The sequence below is a fragment of the Pseudomonas sp. LBUM1679 genome, from assembly GCF_059695565.1.
Genome location: NZ_CP166774.1, coordinates 4719367 through 4737060, shown reverse-complemented (window position 1 = coordinate 4737060; position 17694 = coordinate 4719367). Strand labels below are relative to the sequence as shown.

Here is a 17694-nt window from a genome sequence, read left to right as displayed (position 1 = left end):
CGGCGGGTCATTCGCCCAGCCGAGCCATCAGGGTTTTATAGGCATCCGCAGTCCACTCACCGGTGGTCAGCGGGCAGGGCGGCCCGGCCAGGTTCAGGTGCGCGAGCAGGTCGGGCAGCTCGGTCACGCCATTGCCGAAAGCGCGTTCGATGGAGTCGCCGAGCAACTCTTCGAACTGGGTGTTGGGCCGTTTGCGAGCCTGATGGGGCTCCAGGTAGGGTTCGGTATTGCTCATCTCATTGACCTCCATTGCGTACCCGTTCGCGGATCATTTCGCGCACGGGAATAAAGTCGTACGTGGGGAACACTTCAGTGCTGAACACCCCCCAGGCCGAGCGTTCGAGCTCGACGTTGAGGGTCGGCAGCAGGCTCGGCGGCAAACGCAGGGTGACGATCTGGCCCAGGCCCATGGCCACGGTCCAGGACACCACCTCGACGCCTTGCGGGGGAAACCGCTCCCACCAGTCCTGCTGCTTCATGTGCCGCTGAATGTCTTCCAGGTTCTTCGATTGGTCGTGCTTGAGCAGCACGGTCACCAGCAGGGATTCGCTCATGTTCGTGTCCCGGTTCAGGCCGCGGCTGATGTCGGCACGGCCCAGGCGTCGTAGCCATACACCCAGTCGGCGTTGCCGCCGTCCTTGAGCCATTGGTTGCCGCGCGAGCCGATCTGGATCTGGCTGGTGCGTTGCAGCCGCGCCTGCTGGTAAGCGAGCAGGGCATCGGCGATCTGCGCGGTGCTGGTCAGGTCTTGCAAATGGAGAGCGAGCACCACCGCGTCTTCGATCGCCTGGCCGGCACCTTGCGCCATGAACGGCATCATCGGATGGCAGGCATCGCCCAGCAGGGTCATCGCGCCTTTGGACCAGAACGGCAGCGGATCGCGTTCATACAGCGCGGTCTTGAGCACCTCGTTGCAGGCGTCGAGCAGGGCGCGGGCATCCGGATGGAAGTCCTGATAGTGGCTGCGCAACTCGTCGACATCGCCGGCGCTGGTCCAGGACTCTTCATGCCAGCTGTCCTGGGCGGTGGTGGCGAAGATGAAGATGTCCCGGCCCTGATTCAGCGGAAAGGTCACGATCTGGCTTTCGGGAGTAGGGCCCCACCATTTGGTGAACGCCTGGATATTCGGCACATGGGCGACGCTGGCAGCCGGCACGACAGCCCGGTAGGCCACCACCCCGGTAAAGCGCGGCTGCTCATCACCGAACAGCGCATTGCGCACCACCGAATGGATGCCATCGGCACCGATCAACAGGTCGGTGACGTGGCAGCTGCCATCCTTGAAGCGCAACTCGATGCCGTCGGCGGTTTGCACGACCTGCTCGGTACGTTTGCCAAACTTCACCTGTTCCTGCGGGAAGACATCCGCCAGCGCGGCCAGCAGATCGGCGCGGTGAATGGTCAGCTGCGGTGCACCGTATTTCTGTTCGGCGGCGTCGGCCATTTCCAGGCGCGAGGTTTCCTCGCCGCTGTCCCACATCCGGCTGATCCGGTGCGTGGGTCGAGCGGCAGGAATACGCACCGCAGCACCGACACCCAAACCATCCAGGGCACGCACGGCGTTCGGCGTCAGATTGATGTCGGCACCGACCCGCAGAAAGGCTTTCGACTGTTCGAATACGGTGACGTTATGCCCGGCACGGAGCAGGGCAATGGCGGCGGTCAAGCCACCGATTCCGGCACCGGCAATCGCGATATTGAGTGAAGACATGGGCAACTCCTGCTCAGGATTTCGGTTTGTCGGTAAGGAACTTGCCCTGGGGCGCTTCGACATGTTGCTGGCGCCGGGTATTGCCATCGATGCCGCCGGCGATCGCCCATTCGGCGAATACCGTGGGGCCGGGTTCGAAGGTGCGTGGCTCCCATTCGCCGGTCAGTTGGTCTTCGTCGGCGTAGTACTCGACCAGCGCGCCGGCCGGGTTCTTGAAGTACCAGAAAAACGCCGACGACACCGGGTGCCGACCGGGACCGATTTCCGTGGCCCAGCCGCGGCGGGAAATGTGCATGCCGCCGCCGAACACTTCGTGCACATCGCGCACGGTGAAGGCGACGTGGTTCAGGCCGGCGCGAGGGGCGGGCAGTTGCAGCATGAACAGGTCGTGATGCCCGCCTTCCTCGGCGGTGCGCAGGAACGCGCCGCGGTCCGGATAGCGGTCCGAGGCCTGGAAGCCGAAACGCTCGTGGTAGAAGGCTTCGCAGGCGTTGACGTCCTTGACGAAGAACACCACGTGCCCGACTTCGATCGGCGTGGCGTGGTCATAGATCGGCGCGGCCTTGTTGATCCGGCCTTTGGTTTGCCAGGTGTTGTGGCCGCTGCACTCGATCTGCAGTTCGCGCTTGCGGGTCACTTGCAGGCGGATCGCCAGGCCATTGGGGTCGGTGCAACCGATGCGCCCGTCAGCTTCGATGAAGCCGGGATCGTTGGCGATGCGCTCGCTGTACAGCTTCAGGTCAGCCTCGCTTTCGACGCCCCAGACCACTTCGCGCACGGTCGAGCCGGCTTCGATCGCCGGCGGCAGGCCAGCCTTGTTGATGTCGGCGAGCACCACGCGGCAGCCGTTGAGGGTTTCGAAGATCACCTCGTCAGGCTGCTCGCTGACCTTGCTCAAGCCCCAGTCGCTGAAGAACCGCACGCTGGTCTCGAGGTCCTCGACGCCGTAGGTGACTTCATCAATGCCTGAAACGCTCATAACCCAACCTCCGTTTGCACACCGGCCCAGGCCAGTGGCTGTTCATTCATGCCCCAATAAAGGCTTTTCTGTTCCATGTACTGCAGGATGCCGAGGCGGCCTTTTTCCCGGCCCAGGCCGCTGTCGCGCCAGCCGCCGAACGGGGTGGAAATCGAGAACTGCTTGTAGGTGTTGATCCACACCGTGCCGGCCTGGATTTTCCGCCCCAGGGCCCAGGCGCGCTTGTAATCGCGGGTCCAGATGCCGGCGGCGAGGGCGTACAGGCTGTCGTTGGCCTGTTCGAGCAATTGCGCCTCGTCATCGAACGGCATGGCCACCAGCACCGGGCCGAAAATCTCTTCCTGGCACACCTGTTGGCTGTTGTTCAAGCCTTCGAGGATGGTCGGCGGGTAGTAATAACCCTGGTCGTACACGCCGCCGCTCGGACGCTCGCCACCGAGCAGCAGGCGTCCGCCTTCGGCTATCCCAAGAGCAACATAACGCTCCACCGATTCGCGGTGTGCGGCGCTGATCAGCGGACCCATTTGCGTGCGCTCATCCGCCGGATCGCCGACCCGCAACTCGGCTGCAGCCGCCACCAGGCGCGCCATGAACGGTTCGTACAGCGAGCGGGCGACAAACAACCGCGAGCCGGCAATGCAGGCTTCGCCCGACGAGCTGAAGATGCCATACAGCACACCCGCCACCGCGTGATCGAGATCGGCATCATCGAGGACGATGGTCGGCGATTTGCCGCCCAGTTCCAGCGACACCGGCATCATCTTGTCGGCGGCGATGTGGGCAATGTGTTTGCCGGTCCTGGTGCCGCCGGTGAACGACACGCGCTTGACCAGCGGGTGACGGGTCAATGCATCACCGAGCAGCGAACCCTTGCCCGGCAACACGCTGAGCAAGCCTTTCGGCAACCCGGCCTCTTCACAGATGCGCGCCAGTTGCAGCGCCATCAGCGGGGTGATTTCCGCCGGTTTGATCACCACCGCGTTACCCGCCGCCAGGGCCGGAGCGACCTTCTGCGCTTCGCTGGCAATCGGCGAGTTCCACGGGGTGATCGCGGCGATCACGCCCATCGGCTCGTAGACGCTCATGCTGACGAAGTCACCACGGGACGGCGTAATGGTTTCCTCGAGGGTTTCACAGGCCGCGGCGAAGAACTGGAAGGTGCCGGCCGCGCTGGCCACCAGGGCCCGGGTCTCGTTGATCGGTTTGCCGTTGTCCTGGCGCTGCAATTGCGCCAGTTCTTCACTGCGTGAGCGAATCAGTTCGGCGACGCGGTACAGCACGCTGGCCCGCTCGTGGGGTTTGCGCTGCGCCCAGCCGCTGTGCAAAAACGCCTGATGCGCACCTTGCACGGCGTCTTCCACGTCGTCGACACTGGCGGCGTTGAGCCAGGCCACGGCCTCGCCGGTGGCGGGGTAGCAGGTGGCGTAGCGCTCGCCGCGCCCCAGGCGCCAGTCGCCGGCAATGCAGATCGGTAAAGTCTGTTCGAGAGTCATAGGAGTACCTCAGCTGTAAGCTTCAAGCTGCAAGCTGCAAGGAGGAGCAAAGGCAACGCAGTGCGCCTTTACTTGCTGCTTGAAGCTTGCAGCTTGTGGCTGCTTTCATATCGAAATCGCATGGGCATGGTTGCCCAAGGCGCGGACGACGCTGTAAACGGTCAGCGCCGAGGTCTTCGGGTTGGCCAGCAGCGGCTTGCCACGCAAGCTCAGTTCGAAACCGCCAAAGGCACCGCGGGCTTCGAAGTGATGCACGTTCTCCTCGCTCAGCGGGTCGGCGATCAGCGTCACGTGGGTGCGATCCAGGCCGAGCCCGGCCAGCGACAGGGTCGCGGCGACGTTGGCATTCTTCGGGTAGAGGCGGGCCGCTTCCCGGGCGCTGCCCTGAAAAATCACCGTGGCTTCGCTGATGCTGTCCAGATCGCAGGCCTGTTCGGCCGGGGTGTTTTTCCAGGCGCGTGCCGGCTTGCGCCCGGTGTAATTGACCGAGTCGAGGCCACCGACCTTGGCCGCCGACAGCGCATCGATGCCGCCGATGGCGCCGGGCAGCAATTCGATGCGGGTCTGGCCGCGCTCGGCCGCCGCTTCCAGGCGTTCGACCAGGCCGACTTCGGACAGCGCGCCGACCGAGACGATCAGGCAGGCGATGCCGCGCTCCAGCGCCGGCAACACATGTTCTTCGATGGCGCGATGGCCGGCGCACTCGACCAACAGGTCGGGGCGCGCATCGGCCGGCAACGCCGTCAGTACCTGCGGCGGTTGTTTGAAACTGGCCAGCCGCTGGCGTACCAGTGCTTCCGAGCCGGCCGAGGCGATCACGTAATCGACGCACAGCTGCGGGTCTTTCTCCAGCAGTTCGAGCACGCCGACGCCAATGGCGCCGCAGCCGATCATGGTGATGTGCAACATGACGAAGTCCTCAAGCCGTGGCTTTCTGCGCTTTGGTTTCGCTGTTGGGCGGACCGGCGAACTGGGTGGCGAAGCTGCCGACGGCGAGCATGTCAACTTCCAGCAGGAACGGACCGGGTTGCGCCAGTGCGCCGTCGACCACGCGCCCGAAATCCTTGAGGTCGGTGACCAGGCCGTGGCGCAGGTTCAGCGATTCGGCCAGCTTGGAATAATCCGGGGTGTGCAGGTCGACGTAGCAGTGACGGCTGCCGTAGACCGCGTCCTGGATGTTGCGAATCACGCCATAGCGCTGGTCGTTCATCAGCAGGATCACCACGTTGGCGTTTTCTTGCACCAGGGTCGCCAGCTCACCGAGGTTGAGGATGAAACCGCCGTCACCGGCCAGGGCGAAGACCTTGCGCTCCGGCGCGGTTTCCGCCGCGGCCACGGCGGCGCCGATGCCCATCGACAGGCCTTGGCCAATGCCGCCGCCAAGGGCATGCACGCCGGCGCGCGGGTGGTACAACGTCAGCAGGCGGTTGCCCCAGATGCTGTTGGACAGCGTGACATCGCGCACCCAGGTGAAATTGCGCCCGGTAATGGCTTGCAGCTGTTCGACCATCGCCGAGTACGGGCCGAGGTCGGCGATCAGCTGCGTGCGGGATTTTTCGCGAACGGCCTTGAGCTCGGCGAGGAACGTCGGGTCGATCTGCAGACGACCTTCGAGACGATCGGCCAGGCCTTCGAGGGCCAGCGCCGCGTCACCGCAGATGAACAGCTCGCTGTTGTAGCTGCGACCTTCGATGGCCGGGTTGGCGTCGATGCGCAAGGTGTTGCGCGGCAACTTCAGCGCGTATTTGAAGGTCTCGTTGCTGCGCAGGCGAGAGCCGGCGATCAGCAGGGCGTCGCAGCTTTGCAGGAACTGCTCGACCAGTTTGTTCTGCGAGAACGCCCCCAGGCAGCGCTCGTCATCTTCGTTGACCACGCCGCGACCCTGGGTCGAGGTGATCACGCCGACGCCCATGTCCAGCAGGCGTTTGACTTGCGGCCCGGCGTGCCGCGCGCCACCGCCCAGCCACAGCAGGGGACGGGTGGCACTGGCCAGGCGTTCGGCGACCAGGTCCAGCGCTTCGGGCGCGGGCACGGCCACCGGAATCGGCAGCGGCGAGAGGTCGGTCGGCATCGGGATAAAGGTCGACTGGATGTCGATCGGGATTTCCACGCTGACTGGCCCGGTCGGCGCAGTCAGTGCGGTCTGCACGGCCAGCTTCAGGGTGCTGATAGCGGTTTCGACGCTGCGCACCCGGAACGCGGCTTTCGACACGGCCTTGAGCATGGTCAGTTGATCGCGGGCTTCGTGGATGTAGGCGAACTCCTGATCCAGGTACGGCGTTTCGATCTGCCCGGTAATGTGCAGCAGCGGTGTGCCGGCGGTCAGCGCTTCGACCAGCGCCCCGGCGGCGTTACCGGCCGCGGTGCCGGTGGACGTCAGGCATACGCCCAGGCCACCGGTGGTGCGGGCATAGGCATCGGCCATGTTGGTGGCGCCGGCTTCACCCCGGGCCATGACGAAGCGGATGTTGCCGCGCACGGCGAACGCATCGAGGATCGGCATGTTGTGGATCGAGATCACGCCGAACGCGGCCTTGACCTCGCACTGCTCGAGGAACGCGGTGATGGCAGCGCCAACGGTGACAGTATTTTCATTACGCATGGCGGGACAGGCCTCCGGAAACATCGATATGGCTGCCTGTGGTGTAAGCCGACAGAGGCGAGGCCAGAAACAGGATCGCGCGGGCCGCTTCAATCGGCAGGCCCAGGCGCCCCAAGGGAATGTGTTTTTGTCGAGCCAGGCGGGCGGTCCATTGGCTCCAGTCCAGCTCCCGCTCTTCGCGGGCTTCGAAACGTCGGCGCCATTGCCCGGACTCGACCAGGCCAATCAGGATGCCGTTGACCCGAATGCCATCGGTGGCGAATTCGGTGGCCATCGAGCGCACCAGGTTCATCACCCCGGCACGCGCGGCCGAGGCGGCGACCATGTGCGGCTCTGGCTGGCTGGCCAGCAGCGAATTGACGCAGACGATGGCGGCGTTCGGTTGACCTTGCAGCTGCGCCTTGAAGGCACGAACCGGGTGGATCACCGAGAAGAATTTCAGGTTCAACTCTTCGGTCCAGGCGCTGTCGGTGGTGTCGGCGAAGGTCGAGACCCGACCTTGTCCGGCGTTGTTGATCAGCACGCTGGCCGGGCCCAGTGCCGCCAGGCTGGCGGCGGCAAAGGCGTTGACCGAATCCGCGTCGAGCACGTTGCACACCCGGGCCAGCAACCGCGCCTGGGGAAAGCGTTGGCGCAAGTCGGCTTCGGCGCTGCGCAGGCGATCTGCGTCGCGACCGCAAAAAGCCACGGCGGCGCCGGCTTCGAGCAGCAACTCGACACAGGCCAGGCCAATCCCCGAGGAGCCGCCGGTCACGATGGCCGTGCTGTCCTGCAGTTGATAGAGACTCATCTCAATCCCTCATCAGGGCGGTCACGCGCTGCTGGCCGTCAAGGCCGGCAGCGCTGTTGTAGTCGAGCAACCGCGACAGCTCATCGGCGCTGCGACGCACCTGCAGGAGCAATTCGTTGAAGTTGACGTGGGCGATTTGCGTGGTCGGAATGGTCACGCCCAGGGCTGCGACGATCTGCCCGGATTGATCGCGTACCGGCGCGGCGACGGTCGAAATCGCTGATTCGAAGAAGCCCTCGCCACTGACAAACCCGCGCTGACGGTCGGCCTGGACCATGTCGAACAGCTCCATCACGGTCTTCGGCGTGCAGGGCGAGAACTGTTCCAGGTGATCTTCCGGGTACAGCTCGCGCAACTCGGCCAGCGACAGGTCTTCGAGCAGAATGCGCCCCAGGACCGTGGCGTGGGCGGGCAGGCGGGTGCCGACATTCACCGCGCTGGAGAACACCGACGGCGGCGAGACCTTGGCCACGTAGACGATCGAGCGGCCGTCGCGCACCACCAGGTTGCTCGGGTAGTTGAGGCGGTCGCACAGGCGGGCCAGCAGCGGCTGGCCGAGTTCGGTCAGCTCCAGCGAGGCCAGGTACTCGAAACCCAGGCGCAGCACCGACATGCCCAGGCGATATTCATTGCCGCTGCGGGTGACGAACCCCATGGTTTCCAGGGTCGTCAGCAAGCGAAAAATCGTCGAGCGCGGCAGCGCCAGACGGCGAGCCAGTTCCGGCGCGGTCAGCGTGCGATTGCGCCGGCTGAACTCGCAGAGCAGCAGCAGGCCGCGCTCCAGGCCCGGCACGATGTATTTGTCCTGAGCGTCCTTCAGCAGATCTGAATCGTTCATAGCGATGCACCTGTCAGGGATTGGTTGATGGCACAGGCCAGACGGCCCGCCACCACACAAGGTTGTTCGATGGGGCTGGCGTGCCCGGCATCGGCGATAAGGTTGAACGTGCCGCCCAGGGCCTTGGCCAGGGTCAGGCAGCTTTCGGGCGCGGTGATGCCGTCGGCTTCGCCGCAATGCACTTCACACGGCATCGACAGCGGGGCGTGGCGCAGCAGGTCATCGCCGCACAGCAGTTCGATGGCCTGGCGATAGCCCTCGGGGTTGAGCCTGGCCATGTTCCACTGCACCCAGGCCTGTGCCTTGGGGCTGGCGTTGGGCGAGAGCATGTGGGCACTGCGTTGCTCGGCCATGCCCTGGATGCCCAGTTGTTCCAGGGCACGCAGGCGTTTGTTGCGCACTTCCTGACGCTGCAGGGCGCGCGATGGATGGCCGTAGCCCTGGGCCGGGCTGATCAAGACCAGCCGGCTGATGCGCTGCTGGTGCACGCCGCTGGCCAACGCGGTGGCGGTGATCGCACCCAGGGAGTGACCCACCAGCACACACCGCTGGATGTCCAGGGCATCGAGCATCTGCAGCAGCCGTTCGGCGTAGTCCGAAGCGTCCGGGGCCAAGGCCCTGAGCGGCGTGGAGTCACCGTAGCCGGGAGCGTCCCAGGCGATCACCCGGGCGCTCTGGCCAAGCGCCTGCGCCGCTTGTAGCTCCTGGGCCACCTGCAGCCACGACGCCGAGCCCGAGCCGATCCCGTGCAGCAACACGATGGCCGGCCCGGCCCCGCATTCGCGCACGGCCTGGCGGGCGCCTGCGAGCTCCAGGATGCGCTGGGGAAAGTCCAGGGCCAGTTGGGCCTGGAGGTCGGCCGTGAGCGCAGAGGCGAGCGTGTCGATGGCGTGCAACATGGGCTTATCCGCGCTTGATCGAGGCCAGAGGGTGTTCTGGCGGGTAGGTCGGGGTGACGGGTTTTTTCGCGCCGAGCATCACGCACATCAACGCGTCTTCATCGCCGATGTTGATCTCTTCGCGGTACACGCCGGGCGGCACGGAAATCACGTCGCGGTCGGTGAGGATGGTTTCGAAACGCTCGCCGTCCTTTTCGATCACCACCTTGAGTTTGCCGCGCAGCACGAAGAACACTTCTTCAACGTCGGTGTGCAGGTGCGGCGGGCCTTCGTGACCGGCGGGAATCACCATGGTGGAGAAGGTGAAGTTCTCCGACGGGATGGTGTTCATGTCCGTGCTGACGCCCGTGCCGCCGGTGCCGATGTAGCGCATCTGCGCGCGGCGGAATTTCGGGTCGTAGTCGGCCTGGAACTTCAGCGCGTTCCAGTCGTACTTGCGCGTGTCGTAGCGGGCGATGCGGGTCTGCATCCAGCTTGCAAGGTCGCTGCCGGCGGGTTGTTCCCAGCTTTTCGGCGTGGCCTGCTCTGAAGCAGCGTGTGCATTCAAGTTGGCGGATAGATCGGTCATGGCAGTCTCCTGATCAAGGCATGACGAACCCGCCGTTGACCGGCAGGGTTTGTCCAGTGATGAAACGGGCGAGGTCGGACAGCGCGAACAGCACGGCGCCGCTGACGTCTTCGGGAAGTTGTGGGCGCTGAATCGCCCGCTGGTCGTTGTACAAACGGTGACGCGCTTCGGGCACGTAGGCGGTGGCTTCGACCAGCACCAGGCCAGGCGCGATGGCATTGACCGTGATGTTGTCGCCGCCCAGCTCGCGGGCCAGGCTGCGGGTCATGGCGATGATCGCGCCCTTGCTGGCGACATAGGCCAACAGGTTCGGCGCGCCCCACAGCGGGGTGTCGGACGCCACGTTGACGATGGCGCCATGGCCACTGGCGCGCAGGGCCTGCAGACAGGCTTTGGTCATCAGCCAGGTGCCGCGCACGTTGACCTGCATCACCTGATCCCAGGTCTCGAGGCTCAGCTCTTCGCAGGTCTTGCCGCCGGAATTGGTGATCGACGCGTTGTTCACCAGGCCGTCCAGTCCCCCGAGCAATCGGGTGGTTTCGGCGATGCAGGCTTCGATCGAGTCCGGTTGCGCCAGGTCCAGGGTCACGCCATAAACGGTCAGGCCTTCGGCGACCAGTTCGGCGGCCGATTGCTGGACGCGCTCGGCGAGAATGTCAGCGATCACTACCTGGGCACCGGCGCGGCCGATGGCCTGGGCGAAGGCGTAACCCAGGCCGCGGGCGCCCCCGGTGACCAATACGCGACGGCCTTCGAGCAAACGATTGAGGGTCGTCATCATTGAGTACTCAGCATGGCTTTGGGCATGTAATGCAGGATGCGTTTCTCGGCCCAGACCACCGCGCCGTACGCGAGCACCCCGATCAGCGTCAGCATGACGATGGCGACGAACACACCGGCGGTATTGCCCTGGCCTTCGGCATCCACCAGCAGGAAGCCCAGGCCCTGGTTGCCGCCGACCAGTTCACCGACGGTGACGCCGATCACGGCCAGGGTCGAGGCAATGCGCAAGCCGGAGAACAACGCGGCCATGGCCGATGGAAATTCCACCAGGCGGAAGATCTGCCAGCGGCTGGCGTTCATGGTCCGCACGAGGTTGATCATGTCCGGGTCCACGGTACGGATCGCCGACAGCACGTTGATCATCACCGGGAAGAACACGATCAGGATCGCGATCAGGATCTTCGGGTAGATGGTGTAGCCCAGCCACATGACGAAAAGCGGGGCGAAGGCGACTTTCGGCGCGATCTGCAGCGCCAGGATGTACGGCGACAGCATGGCTTCAGCAGCGGGCGAGAGGCCCAGCGACACGCCGATCGCCACGCCGAGCAGGGCGCCCAGGCCGAAGCCGACAATGATCTCGAACGCGGTGATCAAGGTGTGCTGCAACAGGCCGCCGGTCTGCCACATCACTACGCTTTCCTGGGCCACCCGGCTCAGTTGCGGCATGACGAACTCGGGCATGCCGAGCAGTCCCGGGCCCCATTGCCAGAGCACCAGGAACAGGATCAGCAGGGCGACGCTGCCGAGCATGGAGTTATTGAGGTTTTTCATCGTGTCGTTACCTTGTTGTCACTGACCGTCATTGCGCGGCGGTTTGGGTGTCGATGAACTGGTTGGTGTACAGGTCGTCGAGCTTGGGCTCCTGGGTGACGATGCCTTCGCTGACATAGAACTGGCGGACCGTTTCCAGCCGCGCCGGATCGATGCGCCCCGGTACGACCTGGTTGGCGTAGACATGCTCGACGTACAGCTTGAACACCTTCTCCAGCGACGCTTCCTTGCCGGCATAGGCGGGCACTGCCTTGGCGAAAGTGGCTGCCGCGGCCTTGGGATCCTCGATGATGTCGCGCATGCCGTGCAGGGTGGCCTGGACCACGCCGCGCACGATCTCGGGATGGTTCTTGATAGCGTCGTCGGAGGCGAGGATTGCCTGGGCCATGCTGTCGAAAATCTGCGCCTGCGGGATCAGCTTGATCTTGACCCCGGCTTCTTCGGCGTTGACCACCCAGTCCGGCACGCCGGCCATCGCCTGGGCTTTATCGGCCGAGAACAACTGCCAGACGCCCGAAGGGCCGGCGGCCTGGATGTTCACATCGGTTTTGCTCAGGCCGGCTTTGCGCAGGGAAGCGAGCAGGGCGTAGTAGGTGGTATCGGAGTAGGACATCACCGTCATCGTCTTGCCCTTGAGGTCGGTGATCGAATTGATGTTTTCCGCCGCGTTGGTGGCAATCATGGTCACGCCACCGCCACCCAGTACCGCCACCGCGCGCACCGGAATGCCGTTGGCCCGCACTACGATCGGGGTGTCGCCGATGGCACCGCCGAGCATCGCGTTACCGGCACCGATCTGTTTCGCCACATCCACGCCGCCCTTGGCCGCAATGAACGTCATGTTCAGGTTTTGCGCGGTGTAGTAGCCCTTGTGCTGCGCGATGATCCACGGGGCGAACGCCGGCGAATTCGGCGGTGCCGGCAACAGGTAAGTCACGTCGGTCGACTGCGCCTGGGCAGCGAAGGCCAGGCCCAGGCCGAGCGCAACGGCGCTGGCCTGGCTGAAGCGTTGAAACAGAGACTTGAGCATGCGTACTCCTGAAAAGGTTGATGGCCACAAGGGCGTTGATCAATGCAGTTCGGTGTCTTCGCCGACCTGCAGCAACTCCATCAGGCGACCCACCAGCGGGCCGATCTCCGGCAGCTTGCGGCGCTCCAGCGGGTTGTCGCGAAACGGCAGGTCGACGGTGATTTCTTCGATGATGGTGCCGGGGCGGGCGCTCATGACCAGCAACCGATCGGACATGGCGATGGCTTCGATCAGGTCATGGGTAATGAACAAGGCGGTTTTCTTTTCATCAAACAGCATCCGCGCCATGTCTTGCTGCAGGATCATCTTGGTCTGCGCATCCAGGGCCGAAAACGGTTCGTCGAGGAACAACACCTGCGGGTCGATGGCCAGGGTGCGGGCCAGCGCAGCACGTTGGCGCATGCCCCCCGACAGCTGGAAGGGGTAGTGGTCGGCAAAACCTTGCAGGTGGCAGCGATCGAGCAGATCTTTGGCCACCGCCTGACGTTTGGCGGCCGCCACACCCTGGATTTCCAGGCCCAGTTCGACGTTGCGGCGAATACTGCGCCACGGCATCAGCAGGTCTTTTTGCAGCATAAACGCGACCTGACGGACCGGGCCGGTGACGGCTTCACCCCCGACGAAGACTTCGCCTTCGGTGGGGCGATACAGCCCGGAACCCATATTCAGGATGGTGCTCTTGCCACAACCGGAAGGGCCGATGATCGACACCACTTCACCGCGGCGGATCTTGAAGTTCACCTCGCGAATGGCAAACGGCGCTTCGGACTTGCCTTTGGCCGGGAAGCATTTGCCGACATTGCGGAATTCAATTTCGGTGGGCTCCGGATTGTCCTTGGGAGCGGGCTTATTCCATTGCGGGGCGACGGCGTACATCTCGTTCACAGCCATTGGGAAGGGTCTCTGGTCTGTTTTATAGGTGATACGCCGTTTAGTGCATGAACAATGCCAGAGATGTGAGCGTTTTGTTTTTTGTCAAAAACTCCTTTGTTATTAGATGTTTAAGAAGATTTCAGGTTGTTTCGAGCGTTTCATATATGAAACGTGGTTTCCTATTTGGCACGAAATTGCCCATCGATTGTGCGTGGCCCGGAAAAACGCGAGCGCGCAGTGCCTTTTCAGGTAACGCCTTATGGGGGGAAATAGCGGATTTGTTTCGCGTATGAAACAGCGTGGGGCAGATGGCGCGGGGATGTGGATGTTGATGGGTGGCGCTGATAAATCGTGAAGGGGTAATCCCAGGCAGACCTCACCGAGGAGGCCCACCGGTCCTTGAATGCTAAGCCAGGTCACCTTCGATGATGATCAGCTCGCGGCGAGAAGCGCGCAGTGCAAATTGCTTCGCCTCGGCGTAGGCGGGGTCGTTGTAGCAGGCCTTCGCTTGCTCGTAACCGGGAAACTCGACGGCAAGCACCCGGTTGCTGGATTGGGACTCGACCAGCGCGCTGGGGTCCAACACCTTGAGCTTGGCACTGTACTTCTCGCCGATAGGGGCTCACAGCCGGCCATATTCCTGTTGTGCAGCCGGGTCAACCACGTCAGAGCCGAAAATGATCCAATAGCCTTTCACCATGATTCTCCATTACGCGTTGTGTTGTTTGTTGGCGCTCGCTTCCTTTAACGGGAGGTGCTGCGCAAAGGTTGCAGCGGATTATTCGAAGGACTTACCGGCCGGAACTGGCCTCTGCAACATCCAGTAGCTGCTTCAAAACATCGAACCCTTCATGGTCATGGGTCAGGTGATTCACCAGATCATCCGCATCGAAAGTGAATGGCTCGCGAATCTCGACCATCCTGAAGAACTTGGAGGCCAGTAGCGTGCCTACCGTGTTCAGCAGTCCCTGTTCCCTTTTGCCAGCTAGTTGGGGGAAGAATGCCGACACCACAGCGGTACCCAGGGGGCGCATCTCTGTCGAGATTTGGACGTACTCCCAATGCCAGCGTCCCTTGGTAGGGCAGAATGTTGGTCCATCGTCGTCAAGCAAGTAATTCCAGCGACTGCTTTCCCACATCCATTGAGGCGGTTTCAGCAGGTAAGGCGCTGCATCATCCGGTCGCACCGTCACTTCATGATTCCGGCCACTGCCCCAGATCGTCAATGGACGTTGCTTCAGAAAGCTGAGGGCTCGCTGCCTCAAATGGAAGACTGCCAACCTATCGTCAATGTCGCTTTGCAACTGCGCCTGGCTCAATCCCTCAGCCATTCCCAAGATTGTCATCCCGATGTCGAGGTTCAGGCTGTGCAGGGGCTGCAGGTTCAGATAGAGACGACCCACCAGGGGGACAGGGAGGCGTTCTGCACAGCCGGATTCCAGAATCAGTGGAACAATCCTGACCCCAGGCTTGTCGGCGATCTGCTCCAACAGACGTAGCTCTTCGTACAAGCCCGATCCAATTCGCTGGGCCGCCTCCAGGTAGTCTTCATCACACAAGCACAGGACGAGGAGTGGTCGTTTTGCCAGAGCTATACCAATGGTGCGTTCGACCAGTTCGCCAAATGCCAGGGTGTCACGATCCCAGAAGACGTCGTGCTTCCAACTCAGGCTGGCAACAATGCCTTTCCGAACCCATTCCTTTTTTTTGAATCCAGCGCCCCAGGCGTACGAGATGAAGATAGAGCCGCCATTCTCTGCTGTTGTCATTTGTCCTATCCGTTGGGCTGTCGGTTCGTGCAGGCGTCTCACTGGACTGGCCTGACTATCACGAGGTAAGCATCAATGAAGCGGACCCTACAGGGAATAATCGAAACAGGCGAGCCACTGATGTAGCAGGCTATCGATGCCCTGAGCTGCCCTGCCAACTGTGTCTCTGGCAACGCATGAATGCCCCGCGTCCGGCAACCCTACACACAAAACAAGCTGCCAACAGCGACATGCCTCAACCCCGCAAAACCCTCAAAGCAACCGTTCAATGGCAGAATCTCCCCAACTTGATCGTTTTGGAGACCACCATGCTTGGCGCATTTGAACGAAGGCTCGACCCCTTTCCGCCTGACGAGGTACCACCGCCACCCGAGGGCCTGGCTCGGTTCCTGTGGGCGTGCACACGGGGCGCCCGCGGCTATATTCTGGCGTTTGCGCTGCTGAGTGCCGGTGTGTCGATCTACGAAGCCTGGCTGTTTTCTTTCCTCGGTCAGGTCGTGGATCTACTTTCGACCTGGAAGGCAGGCGGTGATGCGGCGGCGCAGGAAAGTCGCGTGTTGTGGGGCATGGCCATCGTCATGGCAACCAGTGTCGCACTGGTGGCGGCGCGCACCATGGTGCAGCACCAGATATTGGCGATCAACCTGCCGTTGCGGCTGCGTTGGGACTTCCACCGTTTGATGCTACGACAAAGTCTTTCGTTCTTTTCCGATGAGTTTTCCGGCCGGGTCACCACCAAGGTGATGCAGACTGCGCTGGCCGTGCGCGACGTGCTGTTCACCCTGATTGAGATCGCACCCGGAATCGGGGTGTATTTCATCGCGATCATTGCGCTGGCCGGCGGCTTCGCACTGAAACTGATGCTGCCTTTCATTGCCTGGATCCTGTTGTTCGGGCTAGCCATGCGCTACTTCGTACCCCGCTTGGGGAAAGTGGGGCAGGAACAGGCGCATGCGCGCTCCTCGATGACCGGACGTATCTCGGACGCCTATACCAACATCACGACCGTGAAGCTGTTCTCCCATTCCAATCGTGAAGCGCACTTCGCGCGTGCGGCCATGGAGGATTTCAAGCAGACCGGCTTTCGCCAGATGCGCCTCGTCAGCCAGTTCGAGATCGTCAACCAGGCATTGGTGGTGGCCTTGATCATGGCAGCAGGTGGTTATGCCCTGTGGCTGTGGCACCAAGGTGAGGTCGGCGCAGGTGCCGTGGCGGCCATCACCGCCATGGCGTTGCGTATCAATGGCATGTCGCACTGGATCATGTGGCAAATGACCTCGCTGTTCGAAAGCATCGGCACCGTGCAGGATGGCATGGCAACACTGACCCGCGGCCCCAAGGTGCAGGATGCGCCGGACGCGGGTGTACTGGTGACCTCCGGTGGGGCTGTAACATTCGACAATGTCAGCTTCAACTACAACGGCGAACGCCAGGTGCTCGATGGCCTGAGCCTGAACATTCGCCCGGGCGAAAAAATCGGTCTGGTGGGCCGCTCTGGCGCCGGCAAATCCACGCTGATCAACCTGCTTCTGCGCTTTTACGACGTCGACAGCGGGCAGATTCGCATTGACGGGCAAGACATCGCGCACGTAACGCAAGACAGCTTGCGCAGCGCCATCGGCATGGTCACCCAGGATACTTCCCTGTTGCACCGTTCCATTCGCGACAATATCGCCTACGGCCGCCCCGATGCGAGCGACGCGCAAATCCGCAGTGCTGCGGCCAATGCCCAGGCCGATGAGTTCATCAGCCAACTGAGTGACCGACAAGGCCACAGCGGCTATGACACCTTGGTCGGCGAGCGCGGCATCAAGCTTTCGGGCGGCCAGCGCCAGCGCGTCGCGATTGCCCGAGTGATGCTCAAGAACGCCCCGATCCTGCTACTTGACGAGGCTACCAGCGCGCTGGATTCGGAAGTCGAAGTGGCCATTCAGGAAAGCCTCGATGAAATGATGCAGGGCAAGACCGTGATCGCCATCGCCCATCGGCTGTCCACGATTGCGGCAATGGATCGACTGATTGTCATGGATGACGGACGCATCATCGAACAGGGCACCCACACCGAATTGCTCGCCAGGAACGGCATCTATGCGCGGCTGTGGCACCACCAGAGTGGCGGGTTTCTGGGTGAGGATCGGGGGGTGGCCGAGGTTATGGATCAGGTATGAGCGTGAACGCTGGTTTACTCGGGCCATGATTGCTCGGCGGTCTCCTTGCGTTCCGAGTAGCGATCCACCAGAAACGCTTGGCGCTCTGCAGGCGGGAAGCGTTGTTCTGGGGCAAGCCCGGCTCCCACAGGTCTCGCGCCTACCTTGTCGGGGCGCATTACCTCCCAGTACTAAAGGAGGAGCCAATGCAAGCTAAAGGACCCTTCCAGTCTGGCGTCATAGGTTTAGGCTCAATCCCCTGATCAAGAGATACCGGCTGCGATGGCCCCTCCACCTCTGCATCTTTAAACACTGTTCGCCTGAACACTTGATGCAGCACCTCTCCCGCTGAACTTCGTCAATGATGACCATCAGACGAGCCTCACAGCCTGCGATATGAGTAGAAGACCTCACCTGATTTCCGGGTATCCAGAATAAAAG

General features: G+C 62.7%; 18 protein-coding genes and 1 pseudogene. 1 reads left to right on the top strand and 18 read right to left on the bottom strand.

What is annotated here, in order from left to right; all coding sequences use genetic code 11:
- Nucleotides 1-7: 7 nt before the first annotated feature.
- From ACA062_RS21575 to ACA062_RS21495, 17 genes are all read right to left on the bottom strand, one after another.
- Entirely contained in the window at nucleotides 8-235 is a 228-nt protein-coding gene (locus tag ACA062_RS21575; protein WP_027923567.1) for a recombinase-like helix-turn-helix domain-containing protein, read from the bottom strand.
- Nucleotide 236: 1 nt separating this feature from the next.
- Complete coding sequence (locus ACA062_RS21570) at nucleotides 237-554, bottom strand: hypothetical protein (RefSeq protein ID WP_497452914.1); 318 nt, start codon at nucleotides 552-554, stop codon at nucleotides 237-239.
- A gap of 14 nt (nucleotides 555-568) precedes the next feature.
- Nucleotides 569-1711: an FAD-dependent monooxygenase gene (locus ACA062_RS21565; RefSeq protein WP_497452913.1), complete on the bottom strand. Its 1143-nt coding sequence runs from the start codon at nucleotides 1709-1711 to the stop codon at nucleotides 569-571.
- A gap of 13 nt (nucleotides 1712-1724) precedes the next feature.
- The gene (locus tag ACA062_RS21560) at nucleotides 1725-2690 is read right to left on the bottom strand and encodes a VOC family protein (RefSeq protein ID WP_497452912.1); all 966 of its coding nucleotides are present in this window, start codon (nucleotides 2688-2690) and stop codon (nucleotides 1725-1727) included.
- A complete protein-coding gene (locus tag ACA062_RS21555; RefSeq protein WP_497452911.1) occupies nucleotides 2687-4183 on the bottom strand; it encodes an aldehyde dehydrogenase in 1497 nt (498 codons plus the stop codon). Before ACA062_RS21555 ends, ACA062_RS21560 begins: the two co-directional genes overlap by 4 nt.
- Before the next feature lie 105 nt (nucleotides 4184-4288).
- Nucleotides 4289-5092 (bottom strand): aspartate dehydrogenase, encoded by an 804-nt coding sequence (locus ACA062_RS21550; RefSeq protein WP_497452910.1) that lies wholly within the window; start codon nucleotides 5090-5092, stop codon nucleotides 4289-4291.
- A gap of 10 nt (nucleotides 5093-5102) precedes the next feature.
- Nucleotides 5103-6785 (bottom strand): thiamine pyrophosphate-binding protein, encoded by a 1683-nt coding sequence (locus tag ACA062_RS21545; RefSeq protein WP_497452909.1) that lies wholly within the window; start codon nucleotides 6783-6785, stop codon nucleotides 5103-5105.
- Nucleotides 6778-7575 (bottom strand): SDR family oxidoreductase, encoded by a 798-nt coding sequence (locus ACA062_RS21540; RefSeq protein ID WP_497452908.1) that lies wholly within the window; start codon nucleotides 7573-7575, stop codon nucleotides 6778-6780. The genes ACA062_RS21545 and ACA062_RS21540 overlap by 8 nt, the downstream gene beginning before the upstream one ends.
- Before the next feature lies 1 nt (nucleotide 7576).
- Nucleotides 7577-8413 (bottom strand): IclR family transcriptional regulator, encoded by an 837-nt coding sequence (locus ACA062_RS21535; protein ID WP_497452907.1) that lies wholly within the window; start codon nucleotides 8411-8413, stop codon nucleotides 7577-7579.
- A complete protein-coding gene (locus ACA062_RS21530) occupies nucleotides 8410-9312 on the bottom strand; it encodes an alpha/beta fold hydrolase (protein ID WP_497452906.1) in 903 nt (300 codons plus the stop codon). Before ACA062_RS21530 ends, ACA062_RS21535 begins: the two co-directional genes overlap by 4 nt.
- A 4-nt stretch (nucleotides 9313-9316) precedes the next feature.
- Entirely contained in the window at nucleotides 9317-9880 is a 564-nt protein-coding gene (locus ACA062_RS21525) for a cupin domain-containing protein (protein ID WP_497452905.1), read from the bottom strand.
- A 13-nt stretch (nucleotides 9881-9893) separates the two neighbouring features.
- Nucleotides 9894-10661: an SDR family oxidoreductase gene (locus tag ACA062_RS21520; RefSeq protein WP_497452904.1), complete on the bottom strand. Its 768-nt coding sequence runs from the start codon at nucleotides 10659-10661 to the stop codon at nucleotides 9894-9896.
- Complete coding sequence (locus tag ACA062_RS21515; protein ID WP_064678597.1) at nucleotides 10658-11434, bottom strand: ABC transporter permease; 777 nt, start codon at nucleotides 11432-11434, stop codon at nucleotides 10658-10660. Before ACA062_RS21515 ends, ACA062_RS21520 begins: the two co-directional genes overlap by 4 nt.
- A gap of 28 nt (nucleotides 11435-11462) precedes the next feature.
- Complete coding sequence (locus ACA062_RS21510; protein WP_497452903.1) at nucleotides 11463-12464, bottom strand: ABC transporter substrate-binding protein; 1002 nt, start codon at nucleotides 12462-12464, stop codon at nucleotides 11463-11465.
- A 39-nt stretch (nucleotides 12465-12503) separates the two neighbouring features.
- Nucleotides 12504-13340, bottom strand: a complete 837-nt coding sequence (locus tag ACA062_RS21505) for an ABC transporter ATP-binding protein (protein ID WP_497457471.1) — start codon at nucleotides 13338-13340, stop codon at nucleotides 12504-12506.
- Nucleotides 13341-13743: 403 nt separating this feature from the next.
- Nucleotides 13744-13953, bottom strand: a complete 210-nt coding sequence (locus ACA062_RS21500; protein WP_497457470.1) for a DUF1330 domain-containing protein — start codon at nucleotides 13951-13953, stop codon at nucleotides 13744-13746.
- A gap of 175 nt (nucleotides 13954-14128) precedes the next feature.
- A complete protein-coding gene (locus ACA062_RS21495) occupies nucleotides 14129-15106 on the bottom strand; it encodes a TIR domain-containing protein (RefSeq protein WP_497452902.1) in 978 nt (325 codons plus the stop codon).
- Nucleotides 15107-15414: 308 nt separating this feature from the next.
- On the opposite strand from ACA062_RS21495, the gene ACA062_RS21490 reads away from it, so the two are divergent.
- Nucleotides 15415-17274, top strand: coding sequence for an ABC transporter ATP-binding protein (locus ACA062_RS21490; protein ID WP_497452901.1), 1860 nt, complete (start codon nucleotides 15415-15417; stop codon nucleotides 17272-17274).
- 3 nt (nucleotides 17275-17277) lie between these two features.
- On the opposite strand, the pseudogene ACA062_RS21485 reads toward ACA062_RS21490, so the two are convergent.
- Nucleotides 17278-17360, bottom strand: a pseudogene (locus tag ACA062_RS21485) (arsenical resistance protein ArsH); the annotation flags it as partial.
- Nucleotides 17361-17694: the final 334 nt, after the last annotated feature.